The 24,102-nt window shown below is 51.4% G+C and carries 14 protein-coding genes; all 14 read left to right on the top strand.

Annotated features, from left to right (window positions below; translation table 11 throughout):
• The first annotated feature begins 51 nt into the window (after positions 1 to 51).
• Entirely contained in the window at positions 52 to 2,874 is a 2,823-nt protein-coding gene (locus C5S61_RS22340) for a glycosyltransferase family 39 protein (RefSeq protein ID WP_124033490.1), read from the top strand.
• A gap of 116 nt (positions 2,875 to 2,990) precedes the next feature.
• Positions 2,991 to 4,223: a glycosyltransferase gene (locus tag C5S61_RS22335; RefSeq protein ID WP_110519031.1), complete on the top strand. Its 1,233-nt coding sequence runs from the start codon at positions 2,991 to 2,993 to the stop codon at positions 4,221 to 4,223.
• Positions 4,224 to 4,306: 83 nt separating this feature from the next.
• Entirely contained in the window at positions 4,307 to 5,623 is a 1,317-nt protein-coding gene (locus C5S61_RS22330; protein WP_110519029.1) for a nucleotide sugar dehydrogenase, read from the top strand.
• Positions 5,624 to 5,995: 372 nt separating this feature from the next.
• Positions 5,996 to 6,763: a 30S ribosomal protein S2 gene (gene rpsB / locus C5S61_RS22325; RefSeq protein WP_110519027.1), complete on the top strand. Its 768-nt coding sequence runs from the start codon at positions 5,996 to 5,998 to the stop codon at positions 6,761 to 6,763.
• 122 nt (positions 6,764 to 6,885) lie between these two features.
• A complete protein-coding gene (gene tsf, locus C5S61_RS22320; RefSeq protein ID WP_164689728.1) occupies positions 6,886 to 7,470 on the top strand; it encodes a translation elongation factor Ts in 585 nt (194 codons plus the stop codon).
• 156 nt (positions 7,471 to 7,626) lie between these two features.
• A complete protein-coding gene (pyrH, locus tag C5S61_RS22315; RefSeq protein ID WP_110519023.1) occupies positions 7,627 to 8,373 on the top strand; it encodes a UMP kinase in 747 nt (248 codons plus the stop codon).
• A gap of 28 nt (positions 8,374 to 8,401) precedes the next feature.
• Entirely contained in the window at positions 8,402 to 8,962 is a 561-nt protein-coding gene (gene frr, locus C5S61_RS22310; RefSeq protein WP_110519021.1) for a ribosome recycling factor, read from the top strand.
• Positions 8,963 to 9,255: 293 nt separating this feature from the next.
• Positions 9,256 to 10,407 (top strand): ABC transporter substrate-binding protein, encoded by a 1,152-nt coding sequence (locus C5S61_RS22305; protein ID WP_110519019.1) that lies wholly within the window; start codon positions 9,256 to 9,258, stop codon positions 10,405 to 10,407.
• 62 nt (positions 10,408 to 10,469) lie between these two features.
• Positions 10,470 to 10,952 carry a GNAT family N-acetyltransferase gene (locus C5S61_RS22300; RefSeq protein WP_110519017.1) on the top strand — a complete coding sequence of 161 codons (483 nt, stop codon included), beginning with the start codon at positions 10,470 to 10,472 and terminating at the stop codon, positions 10,950 to 10,952.
• Positions 10,953 to 10,969: 17 nt separating this feature from the next.
• A complete protein-coding gene (locus tag C5S61_RS22295; RefSeq protein ID WP_110519015.1) occupies positions 10,970 to 11,482 on the top strand; it encodes a phage tail protein in 513 nt (170 codons plus the stop codon).
• Positions 11,483 to 11,536: 54 nt separating this feature from the next.
• Positions 11,537 to 12,052, top strand: a complete 516-nt coding sequence (locus tag C5S61_RS22290; RefSeq protein WP_110519012.1) for a phage tail protein — start codon at positions 11,537 to 11,539, stop codon at positions 12,050 to 12,052.
• A 42-nt stretch (positions 12,053 to 12,094) separates the two neighbouring features.
• Positions 12,095 to 12,592 carry a phage tail protein gene (locus tag C5S61_RS22285; protein WP_110519010.1) on the top strand — a complete coding sequence of 166 codons (498 nt, stop codon included), beginning with the start codon at positions 12,095 to 12,097 and terminating at the stop codon, positions 12,590 to 12,592.
• 21 nt (positions 12,593 to 12,613) lie between these two features.
• A complete protein-coding gene (locus C5S61_RS22280; protein WP_110519008.1) occupies positions 12,614 to 13,732 on the top strand; it encodes an ABC transporter substrate-binding protein in 1,119 nt (372 codons plus the stop codon).
• 31 nt (positions 13,733 to 13,763) lie between these two features.
• Entirely contained in the window at positions 13,764 to 23,948 is a 10,185-nt protein-coding gene (locus C5S61_RS22275; RefSeq protein ID WP_124033489.1) for a beta strand repeat-containing protein, read from the top strand.
• Positions 23,949 to 24,102: the final 154 nt, after the last annotated feature.

The raw sequence follows: 24,102 nt of genomic DNA, 5'->3' as shown, positions 1-24,102 counted from the left end.
TGCTCTGGTATAATGCCACGTTGTGATCGATGAAACGATATTGAGGCTGGCTTGATACAACACTGGTGGCAACGCCGCGCTGCATGGTCGCTGCGTCAATGGATCATTACAATTGCAAGTGTGTTGCTGATAGCGCTTGGGCTTTTAACGGCACTCTATCAGTTGCCAACTCAGGTGCGGATTGCCAGCGATGGTCTGGGCGATCAGCCTTTTTTGGTTTCTAGCGAGGCGCTTGGCCAAGCAGCAACCGATCTTGGTACCGTTTTCCCCGATGAACTCGATGCCAGCGGCAATCGTTTTCGCTGGACGCGGGGCAGCACCCAAATTCAAATTCCAGCGCTTGGCGCGAACAGCAGCTATAGCTTGGCGCTTGATGTGGTTGGCTGGCCCGACGATGTGTTGCGCAGCGACCTGCGCCAACCCTTCGTCCATGTGCTGGTCAATCAACAAGTTATCGGGGTGTTTGAGGCCCGCAGCGAACGCACAATCTATCAATTAAGCACTCCAGCGCTCAGCCAAAGCAACCTAGAGCTTGAATTGCGCCTCAGTGATAGCCTTCAACAACTCCCAACCTTAGATACTACCGCCACCTTTACTGGCACAACGCTCTATCCTGGCGACCGCCGCCCGCATGGCTTGCGTTTGTATGGCATAAGTGCCACGAGCAACGCCGTTGGCCTAAATTTGCCTGCTTGGAGCCTGATTTGGCGCATGGCTGTGGCCTTGGGTTTAGTGGTTTTGGCTGGTTGGCAGAGCGTTCGATCGCGCTGGCCATTATTTTTGCTCAGTTTGGTTTTGGTGGCTTTTTGGCTCAATCTCGCCTATTTTGCCCGTCACTGGCTGCAACCCTCATTTGAGCTTGTATTGCTCAGCGTAGGTTTGCAAGCGATCTGGAATACACGCCAACTGCTGATTGATGGCTGGTTGCACTTCCGCGAGCGGCTGAGCCAACATTTCGATTATGGGCTTGGCTTCGCCGCGATTATCGGCTTGCTGACACTCAGCTGGCCACCACTGAAACAGGCAGCGAGTACATGGCTGCCCAAAGCCAGAATGTACGATCCCGGGGCGATTATCGTGGTGTCGTTGGCGGTGGCAAGCCTGTTTATCGCCGCCTTCTACTGGGGCGATTTCAATCGAATGCTTGATCGAGCCAATCGGCGCTTGCGCACGCGTCAAGGCTTGGGTTGGGCTGTGCTTGGCGTGCTGGTTGGCGTTTGGCTGCTCTATAGTTGGAGCGTAATTCGCCAAATCAACTACCTTGGCAATGCCGATTACTCGGATAATGGCGTGGTTGCCCGCAATTTGGTCGCTGGCCGAGGCTGGGTTGTTGATTATGTCACCCAGTTTTTCAAGCTCTATCCCAATGGCAGTGTCACGCGAGTACAAGAAACGTGGCCAATGTTGCAGCCAATCTGGATTGCGCCATTTTTTGCCTTGTTTGGGCCAGAACCTTGGGCCGCGAAAATCCCCAACCTGATCTTTTTTAGCCTGCTTTCGATGTTGGTCTACCGGATTGCCCGCACCTTATGGGATGCGCGGGTTGGCTTGATCGCGGTGCTGCTGGTGTTGATCAATCGGCATATGTTCCGCTTGATGATCTATAGCACCTCGGATTTGGCGTTTGTGCTGTTTTACGCTGCAGCAATTTGGTTGCTCTGGCGCAGCCTTGTGACCCACAGCAAGGAGCGCTTGCTTGGCTCAGGCTTGATCATTGGCTTGATGTGTTGGCAAAAAACCAGCGCGGTGATTGTGGCAATTGGCATGGGATTGTGGCTGATTTGGCGTTTGTGGCAGGTCGACGATCGCTGGAAGGCCTATCGCACAGCAGCGTTGTGGTGGGTTTTGCCAGCAGTTTTGGTCTTTGCGCCCTATATCGCGCGCAATCTGCACGAGTTTGGCAAGCCCGCCTTTTCGACCGAAAGCTACGATGCCTGGATTATCGGCTACACAAATTTCGATTCGATCTACAATATCTACACCAACGAGCAAGGCTTGCCGGGCAGCAATGGCCTGCCTGAGCCAAGCTGGATTTTGCGTTGGGGCTATCAAAAAACCTTTGATAAAATTGGCAATCAATTTGAGGCCACCCGCAACTACCTATTGCCAGCCAGTCCGGCCTTGGGAGGATTAAGCGGGCGCGGCAATTTGATGGGCAACAACGATCAGGGGGTGAATGGCAAGCCCTACGTTTGGTTGATGTTGGGCGCATGGCTAAGCTTAATTGGCTTGCTCGCCGCTCGCCGCCAACAAGCGAGCCTGATGGCCTTGGTTGCAGCCAGTTTCGTGCCGTATGTGATTTTCTTGGCGTTCTATTGGCACGCCGACGAAGAACGCTATTTTGTGCCGTTAGTGCCGTTTTTGGCGTTGCTGGCGGCAGGCGCACTGGTGGCGATTCACGATGCCATCGCTCGTTGCTGGAACCAGCGCGGTCGGCCTTTGGCTCTGTTGGTGGCTGGTTATTTGCTGGTTTTGGCGCTCACGCCTGGCTGGGTCGAGGCCGCCAATAAAAGCGCGACCGTGGTTGGCAGCGAATATGCCGAATGGCAGCCCGATTTGCAGGCCTTTGAATGGTTGCGCCAAAACACACCAGCAGAGGCAGTGGTGATGACCCGCGTGCCATGGCAGCTGAATTTCCATGCCGAACGGGCGGCGGTGATGAACCCAAATGTGGCCGATTTGAATGTAATCAAGCAGGTTGCAACGTATTACAACGCCTCGTTTATCGTGGTTAATGCTGTGCAAAACAACAAAGATCAAGCCCAAATTGGCTTAGGGCGCTTGCTGCGAGGCGAGGAACTAGCGGGCTTTAAACTACGGGCAAGTTTTGCGGGGCCAAAAAATCGCACCGTCTACATCTACGAAATTCAATAACGCCAGTTTGCTGGAGCCAAAACTGGCGCGCCAAGGTTCCAAAGACTCCAAGCTTGATTTCACCATCATACGAAGCTAGAGCGTTGGCTCCTAGCTTATGAGCGAATAGTGATTGTATGCGCATACTCATGATTGCGTCGTCGTTTCCCAAATATCCCGGTGAGATGACTGCGCCCTTTATCGAAGAAATTGCCGCCGCCGTGGTCGAGCGTGGCCACGAGGTGCACATGCTGTTGCCTGAGCATCCCGAATTAAAGCGCGGCGATGTGGTGCGGGGCATCAAGCTGCATCGCTATCGCTATGCGCCGCATCCGAGCTTGAGTGTTTGGGGCTATGCTGGGGCCTTGCATAATGATGTGCAGATGCGCAATGCAGCATTTTTAGTTGCTCCCTTGGCGGTTGCTTCAGCGTGGCGTAGCATGGCGCAACTCACCAAACACCAACCATTTGATCTGATTCATGGCCACTGGGCGATTCCAAATGGCTTTCCTGCCTGGCTATTGGCTCGGCAGCGCAAATTGCCGTTGATTATCAGCACCCATGGCTCTGATGTTTCGGTGGCTGAACGCAGCGCGCCAACTGGCTGGATCAACACGGCGATTATGCGCTATGCCTCGGCAGTCACCGCGCCATCGAGTGATTTGACCACCCGTGCGGCGGCGTTGGGCGCTGAACCAAGCAAATTGCATGTGCTGCCGTATTGTGTCGATGCCCACGATTTTCAGCCCGATGCTGTTGCTGGCGCGGCCTTTCGCCAACAGCATGGGCTGGATTCCGCCACGCCACTGTTATTTACGGTTGGGCGCATGGTCGAGAAAAAAGGCTTTAACTATTTAGTGCAGGCCTTTGCCAGCGTCTTGGCCCAGCATCCAACTGCCAAATTGATGATTGGTGGTTATGGCCCAGGCTTGGAGCAATTGCAGGCCCAAGTTGGCGAATTAGGGCTGGGCGCGAATGTGCTGTTTCCGGGTGCAATTGGCCACGATGCAATCAACAATGCTTTGAATGCAGCAACAATCTTCGTGCTGCCGTCGGTGCGCGATCGTAGCGGCAACGTTGATGGCTTGCCTAACACCTTGCTTGAAGCCATGGGCGCTGGGAGGCCAATTGTTGCTAGCAAAATTGCCGGTGTGCCAGCGGTCATCACATCGGGCGAACATGGCGTGCTTGTGCCACCAGCCCAGCCGCAAGCACTCAGTGCAGCAATCATCGATTTACTCAATCAACCACAACGGGCGGCGATGCTCGGCGCAGCGGCGCGCTTGCGGGTTGAACATGAACTAACATGGAATCGCTATGCAGAGCGGCTTGAACGGCTCTATGCAGCAGCGCTCAAACCAACGGCTTAACATCATTGTAGCGCTGAGCCTGCTTGGCGCATGGTTTTCAGTTTCGCATAGATGCAAATCTATGAAACAATAAAGGATTTAGCGTGAGTACCTTTGCAGATTTACGCAGCGCGATCGAAACACGGCGTGCTCAAGTTGGGGTTATCGGCATGGGCTATGTTGGCTTGCCAATGTTGGCCCGCGCTGGCAATGTTGGGTTTAATGTGCTTGGCTTCGATATTAGCGTCGAACGCATCGCCAGTATCAACAATGGCGTGAGCTACATCGGCGATGTGCCAAGTAGCGATTTGGCCGCGCTGCGCAATAATAATTTGATCGAGGCAACCGCCCAGTTTGAGCGCTTGCGCGATTGCGACATTATTATTATTTGTATGCCCACCCCGCTCAACGAAGCCCGCGACCCCGATATGAGCTATATCGAGGCGGCCACCAACGAGATTGCCGAACGCCTGCGCCCCGGCCAATTAATTATTCTCGAAAGCACAACCTACCCGGGCACGACAGTTGAAGTGCTGAAGCCAGCCTTCGATGCTTGCAATTTAACCGTTGGCGAAGAGTACTTCTTGGCCTTCTCGCCAGAACGGATCGATCCCGGCTCGGTCAATTTCAAGGTGCACAACATTCCCAAGGTCGTTGGTGGCGTTACGCCCAAGTGCAACGAACTGACCTCGCTGTTCTATGGGCATATCGTTTCGGCGGTGACCGAAGTTTCGTCGCCAGCAGCCGCCGAAATGACCAAGCTGTTCGAGAATATTTTCCGCAACGTCAATATTGCCTTGGTCAACGAATTGACCTTGATTTGTGACCGTATGGGTTTGAACGTTTGGGAAATTATTGATGCAGCGGCGACCAAGCCCTTTGGTTTTATGCGCTTCACGCCAGGCCCGGGCTTGGGCGGCCATTGTATTCCGCTTGATCCCTTCTACTTGGCATGGAAGGCACGGCACTACGATATTTCGGCGCGCTTTATTGAGCTAGCAGGCGAAATCAACCTGACCATGCCACGCTTTGTCCGCGACCGCATTAGCCATGCCTTGAACGATCAAGAGCGCAGCATCAAAGGCTCGACGATTGTACTACTGGGCGTGGCCTACAAAAAAGACATCGACGACTACCGCGAATCGCCAATCTTCAAAGTGATGGATTTGCTGGCAGCTGATGGCGCAAATGTCTATTGCTGCGATCCGCATGTCACCGTATTTTATGATCACCATAATCATGAATACCAAACCGTGCCCTTGACCGATGAACTGCTGCAACAAGCCCATTGTAGCGTGATTATCACCGACCACAGCGCCTTTGATTATGCCAACATCGTTGCCCAAAGCAAGGTTGTGGTTGATACCCGCAATGCAACCAGCGCGGTCAAAACTCACCGCGAAAAAATTCGCCTGTTGTAAGGCCAGAGACAGGCTATAGGCTGAAGGCTATGGGCTATCGGAAAGTGGTTTGAAATCCAACAATTGTTCCGATAGCCAAAAGCCCATAGTCCATAGCCACATCTTTGCATCTCTCATAATTCATCCTTCTGACTTTAGCCTTCTGATTTTATGTTCTATGCTCTATGTTCTTTGTTCTAGCCTCTGCCTTTTGCCTTTTGATTTTTACTACTACTCATGCTATACTAATCGACGGTGTGCCAGCCTTGGGCTGGTCGCTAGTGACGCACGTCGTCTGCATGGCACCGCTCCTGCCGATCCTATGGGTGATTGGTTCAGTGCTGGAATAACTGCGGCGGCGGAGGAAAACATTATTTTGTAAGGAGTCATCCCTTGACCGACACAACTACCAACCGTGTAGTGTCGCTGAAGGCCCTGCTTGAAGCAGGTGTTCACTTCGGCCACCAAACCAAGCGCTGGAACCCCAAAATGCGTCCGTTTATTTTCACGGATCGCAACGGGATTCACATTATTGATTTGCAACAAACTGTTACCACGTTGCAAAGCGCCTATCGCTTTGTAGCCGATGCAGTTGCTGGCGGCGGCAAGGTGCTTTTCGTAGGCACCAAGAAGCAAGCTCAAGAAGCTGTGCGTGACGAAGCCACCCGCTCAAATCAATTGTATGTAACCCAACGCTGGATGGGTGGTTTGTTGACCAACTTCTCAACGATCAAAAGCCGCTTGAAATTCTTACATGATTTGGAAGCGCGCCGCGACCGTGGTGAATTCAACTTGGTTACCAAGGCTGAAGCATTGAAGTTGGAAGACGAAATCGTTAAATTGAACCGCGTATTCGGCGGGATCAAAACGATGGAACGCTTGCCAGCAGCCATGTTCGTGATCGACCCACACAAGGAAACCTTGGCCATTAGCGAAGCTAAGAAGCTGGGAATTCCGGTAGTGGCAATGGTTGATACCAACTGCGATCCCGATCCAATCGATTACCCAATCCCATCAAACGACGATGCGATTCGTGCTATCCGCCTGATGGCTGGCAAAATTGCCGACGCAGCGTTGGAAGGCCAAAACCGCCGTCAATCACAACATGTCGAAGAACGTGCTTTGGCCGAACAAACCAAGTACGAAGAAGACGCATTCTAGGCCGAGGTCATTCCGGCCTGCGCTCGCGAATGCCGTCCTAGTATCGATAGACACCCGAACCCCGGACGAGCAACAATGCTCGTCCGTTTTTACAACAAGGAGAATACCCTGTGAGCATCTCGATGGATCAAGTCAAGGAACTTCGCGAACGTACCGGTGCTGGCATCCTCGACTGCAAAAAAGCATTGACGGATACCAGTGGCGACGTTGACGCTGCAATCAAAGTCTTGCGCGAAAAAGGCTTGGCCGCCGCCGCCAAGAAATCATCACGGGATGCCAGCGATGGCCGGATTGAAGTTTACGTGCATCCAGGCAATAAAGTTGTTGCCATCGTGGAAGTAAACTGCGAAACCGACTTCGTGGCCAAAACCGACGATTTCAAAAAATTGGCCTACGATTTGGCCCTGCACATTGCGGGAACCAACCCATTGTATGTCAATCGCGAAGAAGTGCCTGAAGCAGAAGTCGAACGCGAACGTGAAATCTTGCGCCAACAAAATGTCGACAGCGGCAAGCCTGCCAACATTGTTGAAAAAATTGTTGAAGGTCGCATCGAGAAATTCTATGGCGAAATCGTCTTGCTCGAACAAGGATTCGTCAAAGATCCAAGCGTCAAGATCAAAGATTTGGTGCAAGAAGCGATTGCCAAATTGGGCGAAAACATCATTGTGCGCCGCTTCACCCGCTTTGAAGTTGGCAGCAACTAAACAGTGCGACGATTGGCGCAACCCAATCTATGTGCTTTGAAACCGTCGTTTGTGGATTGTACTCAATCCGCAGGCGGCGGTTTTTTTCTGAAATCACGCAGGTGTCTATTTCTTCTTTGCTTTTGACCTTTTGACTTTCACTTGGAGGGTTCTGGTATGCAACCACGCTATAAACGGGTTTTGCTCAAGCTCAGCGGCGAAGCTTTAGCTGGCGATGGCAAAACCAATATTTCGCCTGACGTGTTAAACTATATGTCAGCCGAGATTAAGTCATTGTTGGCGCAGGGGGTGCAAGTGGCAATTGTGCTTGGCGGCGGCAATATCTGGCGTGGTGGCCCAGCAATCAAAGCTGGCATGGAACCACCCCAAGCCCACTATATGGGCATGCTTGCAACCATTATCAATGCCTTGGCCTTGCAAGATGCGCTCGAGCGCAACGGCATGCAAACGCGGGCCATGACAGCGATTAAAATGGATGAAGTCGCAGAATCGTACATTCGCCGCCGAGCGGTGCGACATATGGAAAAAGGTCGCGTGGTCATTTTGGCCGCTGGCACTGGTAATCCCTATTTCACCACCGATTCGGGCGCTGCTTTACGCGCCGCCGAACTCGATGCCGATGTGATTCTGATGGCCAAAAATCGGGTTGATGGGGTATATAGCGCTGACCCACGCACCAACCCCACCGCAACCAAATTTGACCATATCACCTATTTTGATGCCCTGACCCGTGGCTTAACGATTATGGACAGTACGGCGCTGACCTTTTGCATGGATAATAACTTGCCTATCATTGTGTTTAGCCTCGATACCCCAGGCAATTTGGAACGAATTGTGCTAGGTGAGCAGGTTGGAACCTTGATTAGCAATGCCAGTACGGAAGCCCCCGCTACCTCTGCGTAGCGCTAGCCAACTACAAGGAGTTTTTTGTATGACAGTTAAAGATGTCTTACGCGATGCCGAAGCCAAAATGAAAAAGAGCATCGATTCGTTGCGCCATACCCTTGGCGCTGTGCGCACTGGCCGCGCTTCTCCCGCGTTGGTCGAAGATTTGAAGGTTGAATATTATGGCGCTGAAATGCCACTCAACCAATTGGCCAATATCGCCACCCCAGAATCACGCATGCTGACGATTCAACCCTACGACCAAGGCGCGATCAAGGCAATCGAAAAGGCGATTCAAAACTCAGAGCTGGGCATCAACCCCAGCAATGATGGCCGCGTGATTCGCTTGGCAATTCCACAGTTGACCCAAGAACGCCGCAAGGAGTTGGTCAAACAGGTCAAAGCCAAAATCGAAGATGGCAAGGTCGCAATTCGCAACGTGCGCCGCGAAGCCCAAGATGCCATCCGCAAATTGCAGCAAGATAAGGCCATCTCGGAAGATGACGAGCGCCGTGGCCAAGAAGATTTGCAAAAATTGACCGACCGCTTCCAAAAAGAGGTCGAAACTATCGGCGCTACCAAAGAAGCCGAGGTCATGGAAGTCTAGGACTTGTGGTGTTGGCATCGTTACGATTGGGCCTAGTGCTGCTAGGCCCAATCGTTTTGGCCAAACTGCCTATTCAAGCCTCAAATTTGCCCTGAGCCAAGTGTAAGGTTTGCTTTATCCAAGGCTCATTTCACCACCGCACCCCATGCGGTGGTTTTTAATTTTTTATCTATCAGCCTAGGTACTATACCCTACCATGACCTTTGAACTATAAGGGTTTTAAACGGCTATGGTATGCTTTTGGCGCATTGCCCGATCCACACTAAAAACTTAATACAATTGAGGATGCCACCATGCCCGATCAAGATCACAATCAAGCCATCAATCGGCGGCAGTTTCTCAAGTTGGGCGCTATGTCAGGGTTGCTTGCCAGCATGCCCGAATTAGCTGCTGCCAACGAGAGAAGCCTTATTCGGCAACGAGAGCCAGAGGTAATGCAGGTTGGCCTGTGTCTGCCCAGCCAACTGCATAGCCAGCATGCAGTTCAGGAATTATTGCTCGGTTTGCAGTTCGCCAGCGCACAAGCAGTGGTGCCCTTCACGTTTAAGCTTCAAGCCCCGCAAACGATCGATCAAATTCTTAGCACCAAACCAACAGCAACCCGTTGGCTGAGCCTTGGCACACCCTTGGGCTTACAAATGCTCAGCGAAAGTTTGCCCCAACAAACGATTATTGCTGCCTCGCTGGGCGAACATTTTGCCGTTGCCAACCCCAGCCCTAATCTGCTAATCAATAGTTTTGGCATGGCCGATGCTGCCTGGCAAAGCGCCGTTTGGGACAGCCAACAACGCGCCAAACGCGCCATCATTCTGCGTTCGCCAGCCTTAAGCGGTTACGATTGTACGTGGGCTTTTGAACAAGGCTTGTTGGCTGGTGGCAGGCAATTAATCGCCGATTTCAGTTTCAATTCCCAAGCCAACCTTGCTGAGCTAGCTGCGAAAGTTGCCAGCCTCAACCCCGATCTGGTGTATTTGGCATTAAACGTCGCCGAATCGCAGCAATGGTGGAATAGCTTTAATCAGCGCAGCACAGCGCTATGGATTACCCCCAACCCAACGCTTGAGCCAAACCTCGCTCAACGCTTGCGCCAACAAGGCCTCGAATTGGCCTATGCAGGCGGCTGGAATCCAGCTACCCAGCAAGCATTTCGCGAAGCATTTAGCAAGGCCTATGGCACGGAGCCAACCCAGCATCACGCCTTAGGCTACGATACGGCGTTGTTAATTGCCAGCACCACGACAAGCACGAAAACTGCGAGCTACGCTGGCTTGCGTGGCCCAACCAGCATCGATCGTTTCCAAACGACCAATGCGCCAACCTATCTGCACTTCTTAGTCAGCCAAAAACGCCAAGCAGCGCCAATCAGTTTTGCGGCGCTCGATCAAGCCAAAGTTCAACAACAGCTTGCTGCCATCCGCAGCGGCATAACCCAACCCTATGTTTAATCACGGCTAAAGCTGCGGTTCGCTTAATACGCAAAGGTCTGGTGTGCTGAAGGAGATCACCGATGATTGGATTAGCAGCCCCGCTGAGTCTGCGTGCAGTAACTCCGAAAGATGAGCCACTGCTGCTTAATTTGTATGCCTCGACGCGAGCCGCCGAAATGGCTCGCGTCGATTGGGATGATCTGCGCAAGGCTGAGTTTATCAGCATGCAATATCATGCTCAGCACACCCACTATCGACAACACTACCCCAATGCTAGCTTTCAAATAATTCAACATAAACACCAAGCAATTGGCGACTGGTACACATTTCAGAGTTCAAGCCTGATGCGCGTTTTAGATATAACGCTTCTACCAGCGTTTCGTGGGCGTGGCATCGGTAGCAAATTGCTTGAATTGTTTTTGGCCCAATCCAAAGCCAGCCAACGCCCAGTTCGCTTGTATGTCTATAACGAAAACCTGCGCGTTAGTGCTTGGTACAAACGCCTAGGATTTCAAGCTGTCGGTGGCTTGAGTATGTACACCGAAATGGAATGGCGGCCTTAGTTTTTGGAGGATCGCACATGTCGCAACCCTACGTCGGTGAGATTCGCATGTTTGCTAGCACGTTTGCCCCAGTAGGCTGGGCATTTTGCGATGGCGCAATCTTGCCAATCTCAGAAAACGAGACCTTGTTTCAATTAATTGGCACAACCTATGGCGGCGATGGCCAATCGACCTTTGGCTTGCCCGATTTACGTGGACGCTTGCCAATTCATCAGGGCAATGGCTTTATTTTGGCCGAAACAGGGGGTGCTGAAGCAATCACCCTGACTGTTTCGCAACTTCCAGCCCATACCCACCTGCCAATGGCCAGCGCCAACAACGGCACAACCAACATTCCTCAAAGTGGCATTTGGGCCAAAGCTGGCGCAACCAAGCTCTATGTAGCAGGCGCAACTCAAGGCGATCTCACACCATTTGCCGCCAATACCATTAGCCCAATTGGTGGCTCACAACCGCATAGCAATCTGTCGCCCTACTTGTGTATCAATTTTATTATCTCTCTGTTTGGCATCTTCCCCTCGCCAACCTAGGCGAAAAAAGTGGGCCTTGAATCGTTAAGTAGTTGTAGTTGTTGAGGTGCTTGTATGGCCGATCCATTTGTCGCTGAAATTCGCATCGTGCCGTTTAACTTTGCTCCGCGTGGCTGGGCTTTTTGCGATGGTCAACTGTTGCCGCTTTCGCAAAATACTGCCTTATTTTCGTTATTAGGCACAACCTATGGTGGCAATGGCAAAAGTAACTTTGCCCTACCCAATTTACAAGGTTTGTCGCCCATGCATCCAGGTCAAGGGCCTGGCTTAAGCATGCACGACCTCGGCGAAATTGGTGGCTCCGAAACCGTAACCCTTTTGCAAAGTGAAATTCCAAGCCATAGCCACATGCTCAATTATGTCGGTATCAATGGCAACAATGCCAATCCTGTTGGCAACGTTTTAGGCGCTCCCGAATCGACCGATGCCTTCCGCAAGACCAACGATACTACCTTAGCGCCGCAAGAACTGTCGATCACTGGCAGCAACCAACCGCACAATAATCTACAACCCTATTTGACGCTGAATTTTATTATTGCCTTGCAAGGGGTTTTCCCAGCACACCCATAACTTTGGTCGGTTGCAGTATCTAGCTATAAGGATGACATTGTTATGGCAGAACCATTTTTATCTGAGATTCGCCTATTTTCGTTTCAATTTGCCCCCAAAGGCTGGGCCTTGTGCAATGGCCAACTTTTGCCAATTAATCAAAATCAAGCACTCTTTTCGTTATTAGGCACGACCTACGGTGGCAATGGCCAAACAACATTTGCCTTACCCGACCTACGCGGACGGGTGCCAATGCATGTGGGTGGCAATTTCACTTTAGGCCAACGTGGTGGTGAGCAAGCCCATACACTTTCAATTGCCGAGTTGCCAGCCCACAATCATACGGTAGCAGCCTCAAACCAACCAGCCAATAGCGGCACTGGCTATCCACCAGCTCGTTCAAGTGGAGTCAATGGCTATACCACCGCAGGCCCAACGGGAACGATGAACACCTTGAGCGTTAGCAATGTTGGCGGTAGCCAAGCCCACCTGAATATGGCTCCCTTCTTGACGATCAATTTCAGTATTGCCTTACAAGGTATTTTCCCATCACAGACTTAATTTGGTTGAGGATTTAACCGTATGAACTATCAGCGTTTGGGTATTGGCATGTTATTGCCCTTGGCAGCCGATCGCGCGGCGATTGCTGAAGAGTTTGAGCAAGGTTTTCGCAGTGCGCTCGCTGCCAGCAGCCAAGCTGGCGTTATTGGTGAGCTTCAGCTGTATATCGAAACGGTTGGGGCTGGGGTCATTACGCTTGAGCGCACAATTCAAACATTGCTCAGCAATCGCCATATCGATATTTTAGTGTTATGGCTGCAAAGTGGCTTAATTGAATACGTTACGCCATTTTTGCAGCGCATGCCACGCCCAACGCTGGTAGTCAACCTTGGTGAAAATATTCCACGCCACAGCGAACAGCATCCGTGGATTGTTCAACACAGTTTTGGCTTATGGCAGGCGCACTATGCCTTAGGTCGTTGGGCGGCGGAACAGCTAGGACGCACAACCGTCCATGCGCTCAGCCACTACGATAGCGGCTACGATTTGCATTATGCCCTTTTAGCGGGCTTTGAACAAGCTGGCGGACAGGCGACAGGCCACTACCTGAGCCACGTCGCGCCTGATCGTGGCAATTTTGCGCCGCTCTGGAATTATTTGGCAGAAACCCCTAGCGAGCTGCTCTTTTATACGGCATGCGGCCCAGAAGCAACCCAATTTTTAGCAGCTTGGAGCGATAGTCCGTTGATCGGCAAACGCCAGTTGGTTGTTAGTCCCATGACATGGCTTGAAATCGAGCCTGAGTTACGGACAAAACTAGCATTAATTACCTGTTTGCCGTGGAACCCGAACGAACTTGCCCCAGCTGCCAAACCCTTTGAAGCATTGGCCCAGCTGTTAGGCAGCGAGGCTGGAGCATGGTTGGCCCAAGCACTGCTTGAAACCACCAGCGCCGATGATCAAGCCTTATTAGCAGCACTTGCCAAGGTCGCATGGTCTACCCCGCGTGGCACGATTCAGCGTTATTCAAACCAACAAACGAGTGTGCCCAAGCTGTATCTTGTTCAAACCCATTCAACCGATCAAACCACCAATCAAGTAATTGAACTTGAGCAAGCGGCACTTGATCTTCGCCCACTGCAAAGCACCATCGAAGCAGCGCTGCGCAGTGGCTGGCTCAACTCCTATTTGTGTGTCTGACGAAGGTAACCAAACAGAAAGGTATCCCGCTGTGTTGAAACAATCTCGACTTTCTGCTGTGGTCATGGCACTCCTCGCTGGGGTGCTCTTTGTGCTGCAAGGAAGTGGGGCCTTTGCCGCTCCAAAGCCTATTCAGCAAGCTCAAACGTCGGCTGAACGCCCGCTAGCTGCGCCCCTCCTTGGCTCCAACGATGTGTTGTTGAGCGATATGGGGGGGCTTGGCAATGGTGATGGCAGCATTGCTTCTAATCCAGTTGTTGCCTATAACGCCACCGACAACCACTATTTGGTCGTGTGGGAAGGTGCAGAGCTTGGCGGTGACGAAGAGCCGCTCAATATTTATGGTCAATTAATCGATGCCGTAACTGGACTCGAAATTGGCAGCAATGACTTTTTGATCGCCAATCATCCTGATCCTAGCGATTCGTATTTTCGGGCACAAGTGGTCTGGAATAGCGTCCAAAATGAATATTTAGTGGTTTTTGAAGGCGATTTTCGCACGAGTGGACTCATTGATGAACTCGAAATCTACGCACAACGGATTTCAGCCAGCGGAACATTGGTTGGCACACCAATTCGGGTTAGCAATACTGGCGCTGATGGTGATTCAGCTAGTGATGCTTTTAAATCAGCAGTTACCTATAATGCTACGAATAATCAGTATGCTGTGGTTTGGCATGGCGATGATAAAGCTGGTGGCCGAGTTGACGGCGAATTTGAAGTGTATGTTCAGTTGTTGGGCTATAGCGGCGGCAACCTCATCGAAGTTGGCGGCGATGTTAAGGTTTCCGATGTTGGCACAACTGGCGATCCAATCCTACGACCAGACGATACGAATATTGTGTGGAATAGCGTCAATAACGAATATTTAGTTGTTTGGCGCTCCGACGATAGTGGTACGAATGGCGATTTTGACGTCTATGGTCAACGCTTAACTGCCAGTTTGGCCGAAGTTGGCGCTGACGATTTCCAGATCGTCGATAATATGAATGAAGATTCAATTGATGTGAATGTTGGCTACAACCCAACCAATAACCTCTACTTGGTCATTTGGTCGGGCGATAATATTGCTGATAGTGTATATAACGTCTATGGTCGGTTGATCAGCGGATCGGGAGCAATAACGAGTGGCTTGTTAGCTCTCAGTTCAACCAACTCAATTTTTGCCGATCCAGTCATTACCTATAACTCACGCGATAACCAATTTATTATTGCTTGGATGGCTGCTAGCGCTCCTGGCAATGCAGAACGCGAGATTTTTAGCCAAAAAATTAATGCTGCGACTGGCGCACGCATTGCCCCATTTGATGTGCAAGTCAGCGATATGGGGCCAAATGGCAGCGATACCCATTTTGCCAATGGCTATATTGGCATCGCTTATGGTGGCCCGACCCAAAACCATACCTTCGTTGTTTGGGGCGGGGCTGATAATCGTGATGGCCAAGCAACTGGTGAATCAGAAATTTTTGGCCAATTGATTACGCCAATTCTGAATGTGCGTAAAACTATCACCAGTGCTACCACCAACGTCGATGCCTTCGATACGGTAACCTACCAGATCGAAGTTGAACATGCGACGATTGTTGAAGGTGCAAATACCGTTTCGCTCAGTTTGGCCGATGCCTATAATCTTAATCTGAGCGATGTGCTGCCAGCACAGTTAAGTAATGTAACCCTTACCAGCGCAATTATCAGCGATGGGACAGGCAACACCAATGTTGCAGGTAATTTCAGCGTAACTGGCAATAACCTGACAACCACAACACCGATGCCCTTACGCTATCGATCAAATGGTAATAACAGCCAAAAACTAACCTTGGTGCTGAGCACCAAGGTTGCCAATACGGCGCTGGCTGGGGCAACCGTTGGCAATAGTGCCAATGCCACATGGAGCAATAGCCCATCACTGACCACGGTTACAGGCCTAACCGATAGCAGTGGAAATATTAATCTCAGCTTGGCCAAGGCCTTTACGGTAACCAAATCCAGCCTTGAGTCAAATGCCTTGATTGGCCAAGATGTTACCTATTATCTTGATGTGGCATTGATCGAAGGAACGACCAACAGTTTACAATTTGTCGATAGCTTGCCAGCTAATACCAGTTATGTTGCTGGCTCAATTTCGGTCGCTAATTTCAATGGCATGACGGTCAATGGCTTAACTGCGGGTGTGAGCGGTCAAACGCTTACGATCAACGCGAGCAGTGTCGTCAATCCAGGCAATATTGATAATGCTGCAACCGCTGATAGCGATGTGTTCCGCTTATCCTATCAAGTAAAAGTGCTTGATGTGCCGGCCAATGTCAGCGGCGTAGTTTTGACCAATAATGTCAATGCCTCGGCCAGCCCCAGCCAAGTGGATAATGGCAACAGCCATAGCCTGACCATCGTTGAACCACTCTTGGATGTGAGCAAAACAATTGTTGGTTCATCAAGCGGAGTTGATGCTGGCGATACGGTGCGATATCAAATTCGGGTCAATCATACGGCAGCAAGTACTGCCTATGCCTATGATGTAAGCGTTGTTGATAATTTATCAGCATTGCTTGGCTCACCAATTATCCAAGCAGCAACAATTAGCGATGGTGCTACCACCACCAATGTTGCTAGCAATTTCACAATCAATGGCGCAGGCCAACTTTCTACAACAACTGCGACCAATCTTAATATCAATACCAATGGCACAATTGATCAAACCCTGATTATTACCGTCAGTGGTACGATTACCAATGCGGTAACGCCTGGTTCAACCATTGCCAATACGGCCAACATCGCTTGGCGTAATTTGGTTTCAGTTCAGCGCTCAAATTACAACGATTCAAGCAGCGCGCCGAATATTACGGTTCCTGCCTCGTTTGGCGTAACGAAAACGGTGGTTTCCGGTATAAACCCCACAATTGGCCAAGTTGTTAGCTATCAATTGGCCACGACAGTGCTCGAAGGCACAACCAACAATCTCCAATGGGTCGATACCTTGCCCACTGGCATGAGCTATGTGCCAGGTTCAGCGACGATTTCGAATGCCAATGGCATGACTATCGCAACCCTGAATGCCTCGCTCACTGGTCAAGTATTAACTCTCAGTACCAGTAGTGTGCTTAACCCTGGCAATGTCAACAATGCTGCCGCCGCCGATACTGATAGCTTTAATATTAGCTACCAAGCGACGGTCAATGATGTTGCTGGTAATGTTGCCGGCACGGTGCTAACCAACGATGTTGATGCAACCGCTGATGGTGTGCCAGCCGATAACAATAATTCGGTTAGCGTTACCATCGCCGAGCCAATCTTGGCGATTGATAAGACGCTTCAGAGCGCAACCACGGGGGTTGATGCCTTCGATACCGTGCAATATCGGATTACGATTAACCATACTGGGGCTAGCACTGCCAATGCCTTTGGCCTGAATGTCAGCGATGATATGCCAGCAGCTTTGCAAGGTACGGTTATTTCCAGCGCCACCATTGGGGCGACCAACGTCAGCGCCAACTTTAGTATCAATGGCAGCGGCGATTTGGTCACCACAACGCCACCAAACTTAGCACTTGGCGAAACGCTAATTATCAACTTGACAGGCACAGTGCGCAATACGGTAAATCCTGGTGGCACGATTGCTAACGCCGCAACTGTCACATGGCGCAATAGCGTGAATGTGCAACGCGCTAGCTACACCGCCACCGATTTAGCACCAAGCATAACGATTCCAGCCAGCTTTAGCGTCACCAAAACAGTGGCATCACCAGGCGCAAACGTTGTGGTTGGCCAAGTTGTCACCTATCAATTAAGTACCACGGTCATTGAAGGGACAACTAATAACATCCAATGGGTCGATACGCTGCCCACAGGCATGAGCTATGTGCCAGGTTCTGCTGTTGTCTCCAATGCTAATGGCATGACAATCGCTCCCCTGAGTAGCTCATTGAGTGGCCAAGTATTGACGATCAACGCCACTAGTGTAACCAACCCCGGCAATGTTAATAATGCAGCGACGGCTGATACTGATAGCTTTACGCTTACCTATCAGGCGACAGTCAACGATATTGCTGGCAATGTTGCAGGCACAGTGCTGACCAATGATGTTGATGCTAGCGCCAACCCAGGCTTGAGCGACAACAATAATTCGGCCAGTGTTACCGTGGTCGAGCCAAGTTTGGCAATCGATAAGAGCATCACTACCAACATAACCGGGGTTGATGCAGGCGATACCGTGCGCTACCGTATTGATGTAGCTCCGCTCGCCGCCAGCAACGCCAATGCCTTTGGGCTCAATCTCAGCGATGATATGCCAGCAGGCATTCAAGGCATGGTGATTGAAAGCGCCACGATTAGCGATGGCGCAACCACCACTGATGTTGCCAGTAATTTCAGCATCAATGGCGCTGGTGATTTAGTCACAATTACGCCACCAGACTTGTTACTCAATACAAACGGCACAAACGATCAACGCTTAGCGATTATCGTGGTGGGAAAAGTACGCGATCAAATCAATCCAGGCGGCACGATTGCCAACGCAGCAACCGTAACATGGCGCAACCAAGCAGGCGTTAATCGCGCCAATTACACCGCCACCGATCTTGCGCCAACCATCACGATTGCTAATAATTTCAGTGTTACCAAAGCAGTTGCCGCGCCTGGCAGCGAGGTAGGGGCTGGCGCAACCGTCACCTATCGCTTGACCACCAGCGTCATCGAAGGCACAACCAACGCTATCCAATGGGTCGATACCTTGCCCGCTGGCCTGAGCTATGTGCCAAATTCGGCCATAGTTGAAAACGCCAACGGCATGACCATCAATGGCTTCAATGCCAGCCTCAGCGGCCAAGTGCTGACGATCGACAGCAGCAGCGTGGTCAATCCGGGCAATGTCGATAACGCAGCCGCAGCGGATACCGATAGCTTTACGATTACCTATCAGGCAACCGTGGCAGGCAATGCCACCAGCGGCACGTTGCTCACCAACGATGTTGATGCTAGCGCCGACCCCGGCTTGAGCGATACCAACAATCAAGTTACGGTCACGGTGGTCGAGCCAGAACTCACGCTCAGCAAAACGATCGATTCAGTTACCACTGGCATCGATGCTGGCGATGAAGTGCGCTATCTGATCAAGGTGCAGCCAACCGCTACCAGCGGAGCCAACGCCACCAACCTGATGATCACCGACACGTTGCCAAGCCAATTGACTGCGACCAGCATTCTTTCGGCAACTGTCAGCGATGGCGCAACTACCACCAATGTTGCCAGCAACTTCACGATTGTTGGCGGCGAATTACGCACGACTGGCAATCTTGGGCTTGATCTCAATACCAATGGCAGCAACGACCAAGTGTTGACCGTGATGGTTCGTGGCTTGGTGGCAACCTCAACGACTCCGTTGAGTACAATCACCAATACCGCCAACCTCACATGGCGCAATCTCGCTGGCTTCTTCAACCCCAACTACAGCGTAAATGCCACAGCACCCACAATCAACGTGGCTAGTCGCTGGACAGTTAGCAAGTTTATTGTGCCAACAATTACCGAGGTCAGCATTGGGCAAGTTGTAACCTACACCGTCAGCACGACCGTAATCGAAGGTACAACCCTCAATCCAGTCTGGGTCGATACGATTCCAACTGGCATGACCTATGTGCCCGGTTCGGCCCAAATCTCAAACGCCAACGGCGTAACCTTGAATGGTTTCAATGTTGCGCTCAGCGGCCAAACCCTGACGCTCAGTGCAACCAGCATCGTCAACCCCGGCAACACCAACAACGCTGGCAACGTCGATATTGATACCTTCTTGATGACCTATCAAGTAGTGGTAGACACGGTTGCTGGCGGCACAATTTTGACCAACGATCTCGACTCAAGCGCCAGCCCAAGCTTAGTTGATCACAACAATCAAGTTTCGGTAACGGTGGTTGAGCCAACCTTGAGCGTGGCCAAAACCATCACCACCGCCACAGGTGGGGTTGATGCTGGCGATACGGTGCGCTACCAAATTCGCGTCGCGCACGTGCCAAGCAGCAACAGCAATGCAACCAAGGTTTTGTTAACCGATACGTTGCCATTGCAACTGCAAAACTTGACCCTCGTTTCGGCAATTGTCAGCGATGGCGCAACCAGCACCAACGTTTCTGGGGACATCTCGCTGAGCGGCGGCGTGCTCAGAATAACTGGCAATATCAATCTTTTGATCAATACCAACGGGACGAACGACCAAACGTTGACCGTCGTTGTCCAAGGCATAGTTCGCGATAGCATTAACCCAGCTGCTACTATCGCCAACACCGCCAACATTTCATGGTCGAATGCAAGTGGAATTAGTCGCCCAATTTATACGGCAACTGGCTCAGCGCCAACCATCACAGTGCCCAGCGTTTGGAGCGTAACCAAAGCAATTTCGCCAGCAGCAAGCACCGTTTCACCTGGCCAAGTTGTTGAATATACGCTTACAACGACGGTCTTAGAAGGCACAACCACCAATCCACGGTGGGTTGATAGCTTGCCAACAGGCATGAGTTATGTTGCTGGCTCGGCCCAAGTGCTCGATGCCAATGGCATGACGATTAATGGTTTCAATGCCTCGGTTAGTGGTCAAGTGCTCACCATCAGCGCCAGCAGCGTGGTCAATCCGGGCAATGTCAATAATGCAACAGCAACCGATAGCGATAGCTTTGTGATTCGCTATCAAGCAAGCGTTGCTAATGATGTAAGCTTGGGCACAACCCTGACCAATGATGTTGATACCAGCGCCGACCCAAGCCTGAGCGACAACAACAATGCGGTCAGCGTCAGCGTGCGCGAACCAGCCCTAACCATCAATGTTGGTCAAACCAGCGATGCCCAACTTGAAGCTGGCGACCCAATCACTTTCACCGTAACGATCGATAATCCAGCAGGAGCCAATGCCCAAGCAGCCAATACCGTCGCCATTACCAGCAGCTTCACCAGCAATCTGAGCAATCTGAATCTGGTGGATGTGCAACAAACGGGCGGGGCAACTGGCGGCAGCTTTGCAATCGTTGGCAATAATCTCACAACTAACACCCCAGCAACGATGCCAATTGGCGCGCAAATTGTGCTGACAATTCGTGCTCAAGTCAATAACACGGCGGCTCCAGCCAGCTTGGTCAGCATGCAAAGTGGCGTGACATGGCGCAATGCAGCCGATGTTAGCTTGCCTCGCTATGCCAAGAACGCCAGTGCTAATACAAACATTGCCTCGTTCTTCGCCGTAACCAAGGCGCTTGTGCCAGCAGCCAGCACGGTTTCAGCAGGCCAAACCCTCACCTACACGCTCGAAGTTGAAGTAATCGAAGGGAGCACCAGCAACATTGTGCTCACCGACACCTTGCCAATTGGCATGAGCTACGTGGGTGGTTCAGGCACAATCTTGAGCAACGGCGGCATTACGCTGAATAACTTCAGCGTCACCAGCGTTGGCCAAAATGTAATCTTCCGTGTCAATCCAGCAACCAATCTTGGTAGTTACCCAGCCGCTGGCCTCGACACTGATAGCTTTAGCTTGGTTTATCTCACAACAATCGACCAAAGCGTGGTATCAGGCACGGTGCTCAGCAATGATGTTGATGCAAGCGCCAACCCGAATTTGAGCGATAACGACAATGCGGTCAGCGTAACCGTGGTCGAGCCAGATCTCACCATCAATTTGAGCAAACTCACCGCTGATGGTGGCTTAGATGCAGCCGATAAAATCCGCCAACAAGTGGTGATTAGCCATACAACCAGCAGCTTGGCCTCGGCCTACGATGTTGATCTCAATGTTGATTTGCCAGCAGCGTTTGGCACGCCAGCCTTGGTTTCGGCTATCGTGAGCGACGGCGCAACCAGCACCAACTTTAGTGGTAATTTGGGCTTCGATGCCAATGGCGATTTGATCAACACTGGCAACATTAATCTCTTGATCAACACCAACGGCAGCAACGACCAACGCCTGACGGTGATCGTCGAATATACCTTGCCAAACAGCATCAACCAAGACGCAACGGCCACCAGCCAAGGCGCAATCACTTGGAAGAATGCAAGCGGAACCCAATTGCCAAGCTTCACTGATAGCAGCAATGTATTGAACTACAATGTTGCAACCAGTTTTGCGCTTGAAAAAGCCGTAGCCAGCACCAGCATCGCCACGACCTTGGGCAACCAAGTAACCTTCGGTGAAGTTGTAACTTACGTCCTAACCGCAACCGTGCTCGAAGGCACGACCAACAATCTGAGCTTTGTTGATAGCTTACCAGTTGGCTTGAGCTATGTTGCTGGTTCGGCCAGCGTTGCTAATGCCAATGGCATGACCGTCAATGGCTTTACCGCCAACCTCAGCGGCCAAACCTTGACGATTGCCGCTAGCAACGTGGTCAATCCGGGCAATGTCAATGCAGCCAACACGGTTGATAGCGATAGCTTTACCATCACCTACCAAGCAACCGTCAATGGGGATAGCAATGTGCTTCGTGGCACAACCCTGACCAATAGCGTTGATGGCAGTGCTGACCCAAGCTTGAGCGACAACGACAATAGCGTCAGCGTTACCGTGATCGACCCAAGCCTCGAAATCAACAAAGTTGTCGATGACACTACGCCTGACTTTGGCCAAGTGCTCAATTACACAATCACGATTTCGCATACCGCCCAAAGTACTTCAACCGCCTATGAATTGGCAATTGAAGATACACTGCCGGTTGGCTTGACTCCAGTTGCTGGTTCGCTGACGGTCATTTCAGGCCCAGCACCAACTAGCTTTGCAATCAACGGCACAAACATCGAAGCAACCTTCGATAGTTTGGCGCTTGGCTCGGTCAGCGTGCTCGGCTATCAAGCACGAGTGGCCACACCACCAACCTTGATCATCGGTTCGCCATTGATCAACAACGCGGAACTAACATGGACTTCAGCCCAAGGCACGGTCAACTTAGAACGCAGTTATTTGGATGGCGCTGATGCTCCAGCGACGGTTACGAGCGTTGATTTGGCTATCAGCAAGCGCGTCACGCCGCAAGTTGCTATCCCAGGCACGCCGGTAACCTTCACCATCAATCTGACCAATACTGGCAACCTGCAAACTAGCAACATCGTCTTGACCGACATTATTTCGCCGCTGTTGACCAACGTCACGGTTAGCAGCCAAGGCTTGACACTCACCGATACTGGCGCAAACCCAGGCTACGTGTGGACGGTCAGCGACCTACAACCGAATGCAAGTGGCTCGATTCAAGTTTCGGGGATTATCAGCCCAAGCTTGGCCAGCGACACAACCTTGGTCAACAACGTGAGCGTTCGCGATGCTATTGACCAAATCTTGGCCAACAATACTGCCAGTGCGATTGTGGCCATCGTTGTGCCACGGGTCAACTTCAGCCTCGCCAATTACGAGGTGCTTGAAGCAACAGGCAGTGCAACGGTAACGGTTCAACTGAACGCGCCAAATCCCAATAGCGCAGTTCAGGTGCGCTTTGCAACCAGCAATGGCACGGCCAATCTCAGCGATTACACACCAGTCACCCAAACGCTGACAATCCCACGCGGCCAAACCAGCGTGCAAGTGGTGGTGCCAATTATCAATGACAGCACCTACGAGCTGAATGAAACAATTTTGCTGAGCCTGAGCAACCCAATTGGCACAGCGCTCGGCACGCCAATCACCAGCACGATCACTATCATCAACGACGATCGCGCCGTGGTTTACATTCCAATGGTGATGAAGCCCGACCTCGTAGATTTGGTGGTTGATAGCATTCAGGTTGTCAATGGCACAGTCCGCGTTACCGTACGCAACGTAGGCACTGAGCCATTGGCGGGCGGCTATTGGGTCGATGCCTACATCAATCCAACCCAAGCACCAACCACTGTCAACCAGCCATGGAACAGCCTTGGCAACTTCGGCATGGCGTGGGCAATTCCAACCAATGCGCCAGCCTTAGCGCCAAATGCGACCTTGACCTTGATCAGTGGCGGTCAATACTATCGCTCAGATTTGAGCTTCGTGCCGCCTGGTCAACTCAACGCTGGCAGCAGAATCTACGCCCAAGCTGATTCGTATGGCTTGACCAATTACGGCGCGATTTTGGAAACTCACGAAACCTATGGTGGAGCCTACAACAACATTCGCGGGCCATACATTGTGCCAGCAACCACCAATTTGGTCTTCGAAGAACAACGCCCAAGCACGCCAGACGATTTGATTGGTGTGCCTGAACGACCAGCAAGCCGCTAAACCAAAACTAACATCGAACGGAAGTCACGGGGCAGTAGTACTGCCCCGTGACTGGTTTAACCGCAGAGGTAAATCTCAGTACTAACTCACAAGGGGACTTCGGATTGACATATGCCGACGTGAGGTATGTTACTATGGCAAGCAGATTCGGAGG

The organism is Herpetosiphon llansteffanensis, assembly GCF_003205875.1.
Classification (GTDB): domain Bacteria; phylum Chloroflexota; class Chloroflexia; order Chloroflexales; family Herpetosiphonaceae; genus Herpetosiphon; species Herpetosiphon llansteffanensis.
This window is presented reverse-complemented; position numbering and strand designations above follow the sequence as displayed.

Bases quoted from the DNA above. Each gene is read 5' to 3' on its own strand.
- C5S61_RS22290 (WP_110519012.1), top strand. From the start codon at position 11,537: ATGGCCGATCCATTTGTCGCTGAAATTCGCATCGTGCCGTTTAACTTT.
- frr (WP_110519021.1), top strand. From the start codon at position 8,402: ATGACAGTTAAAGATGTCTTACGCGATGCCGAAGCCAAAATGAAAAAG.
- C5S61_RS22285 (WP_110519010.1), top strand. From the start codon at position 12,095: ATGGCAGAACCATTTTTATCTGAGATTCGCCTATTTTCGTTTCAATTT.
- C5S61_RS22300 (WP_110519017.1), top strand. From the start codon at position 10,470: ATGATTGGATTAGCAGCCCCGCTGAGTCTGCGTGCAGTAACTCCGAAA.
- C5S61_RS22305 (WP_110519019.1), top strand. From the start codon at position 9,256: ATGCCCGATCAAGATCACAATCAAGCCATCAATCGGCGGCAGTTTCTC.
- pyrH (WP_110519023.1), top strand. From the start codon at position 7,627: ATGCAACCACGCTATAAACGGGTTTTGCTCAAGCTCAGCGGCGAAGCT.
- C5S61_RS22280 (WP_110519008.1), top strand. From the start codon at position 12,614: ATGAACTATCAGCGTTTGGGTATTGGCATGTTATTGCCCTTGGCAGCC.
- C5S61_RS22295 (WP_110519015.1), top strand. From the start codon at position 10,970: ATGTCGCAACCCTACGTCGGTGAGATTCGCATGTTTGCTAGCACGTTT.
- tsf (WP_164689728.1), top strand. From the start codon at position 6,886: ATGGATCAAGTCAAGGAACTTCGCGAACGTACCGGTGCTGGCATCCTC.
- C5S61_RS22335 (WP_110519031.1), top strand. From the start codon at position 2,991: ATGCGCATACTCATGATTGCGTCGTCGTTTCCCAAATATCCCGGTGAG.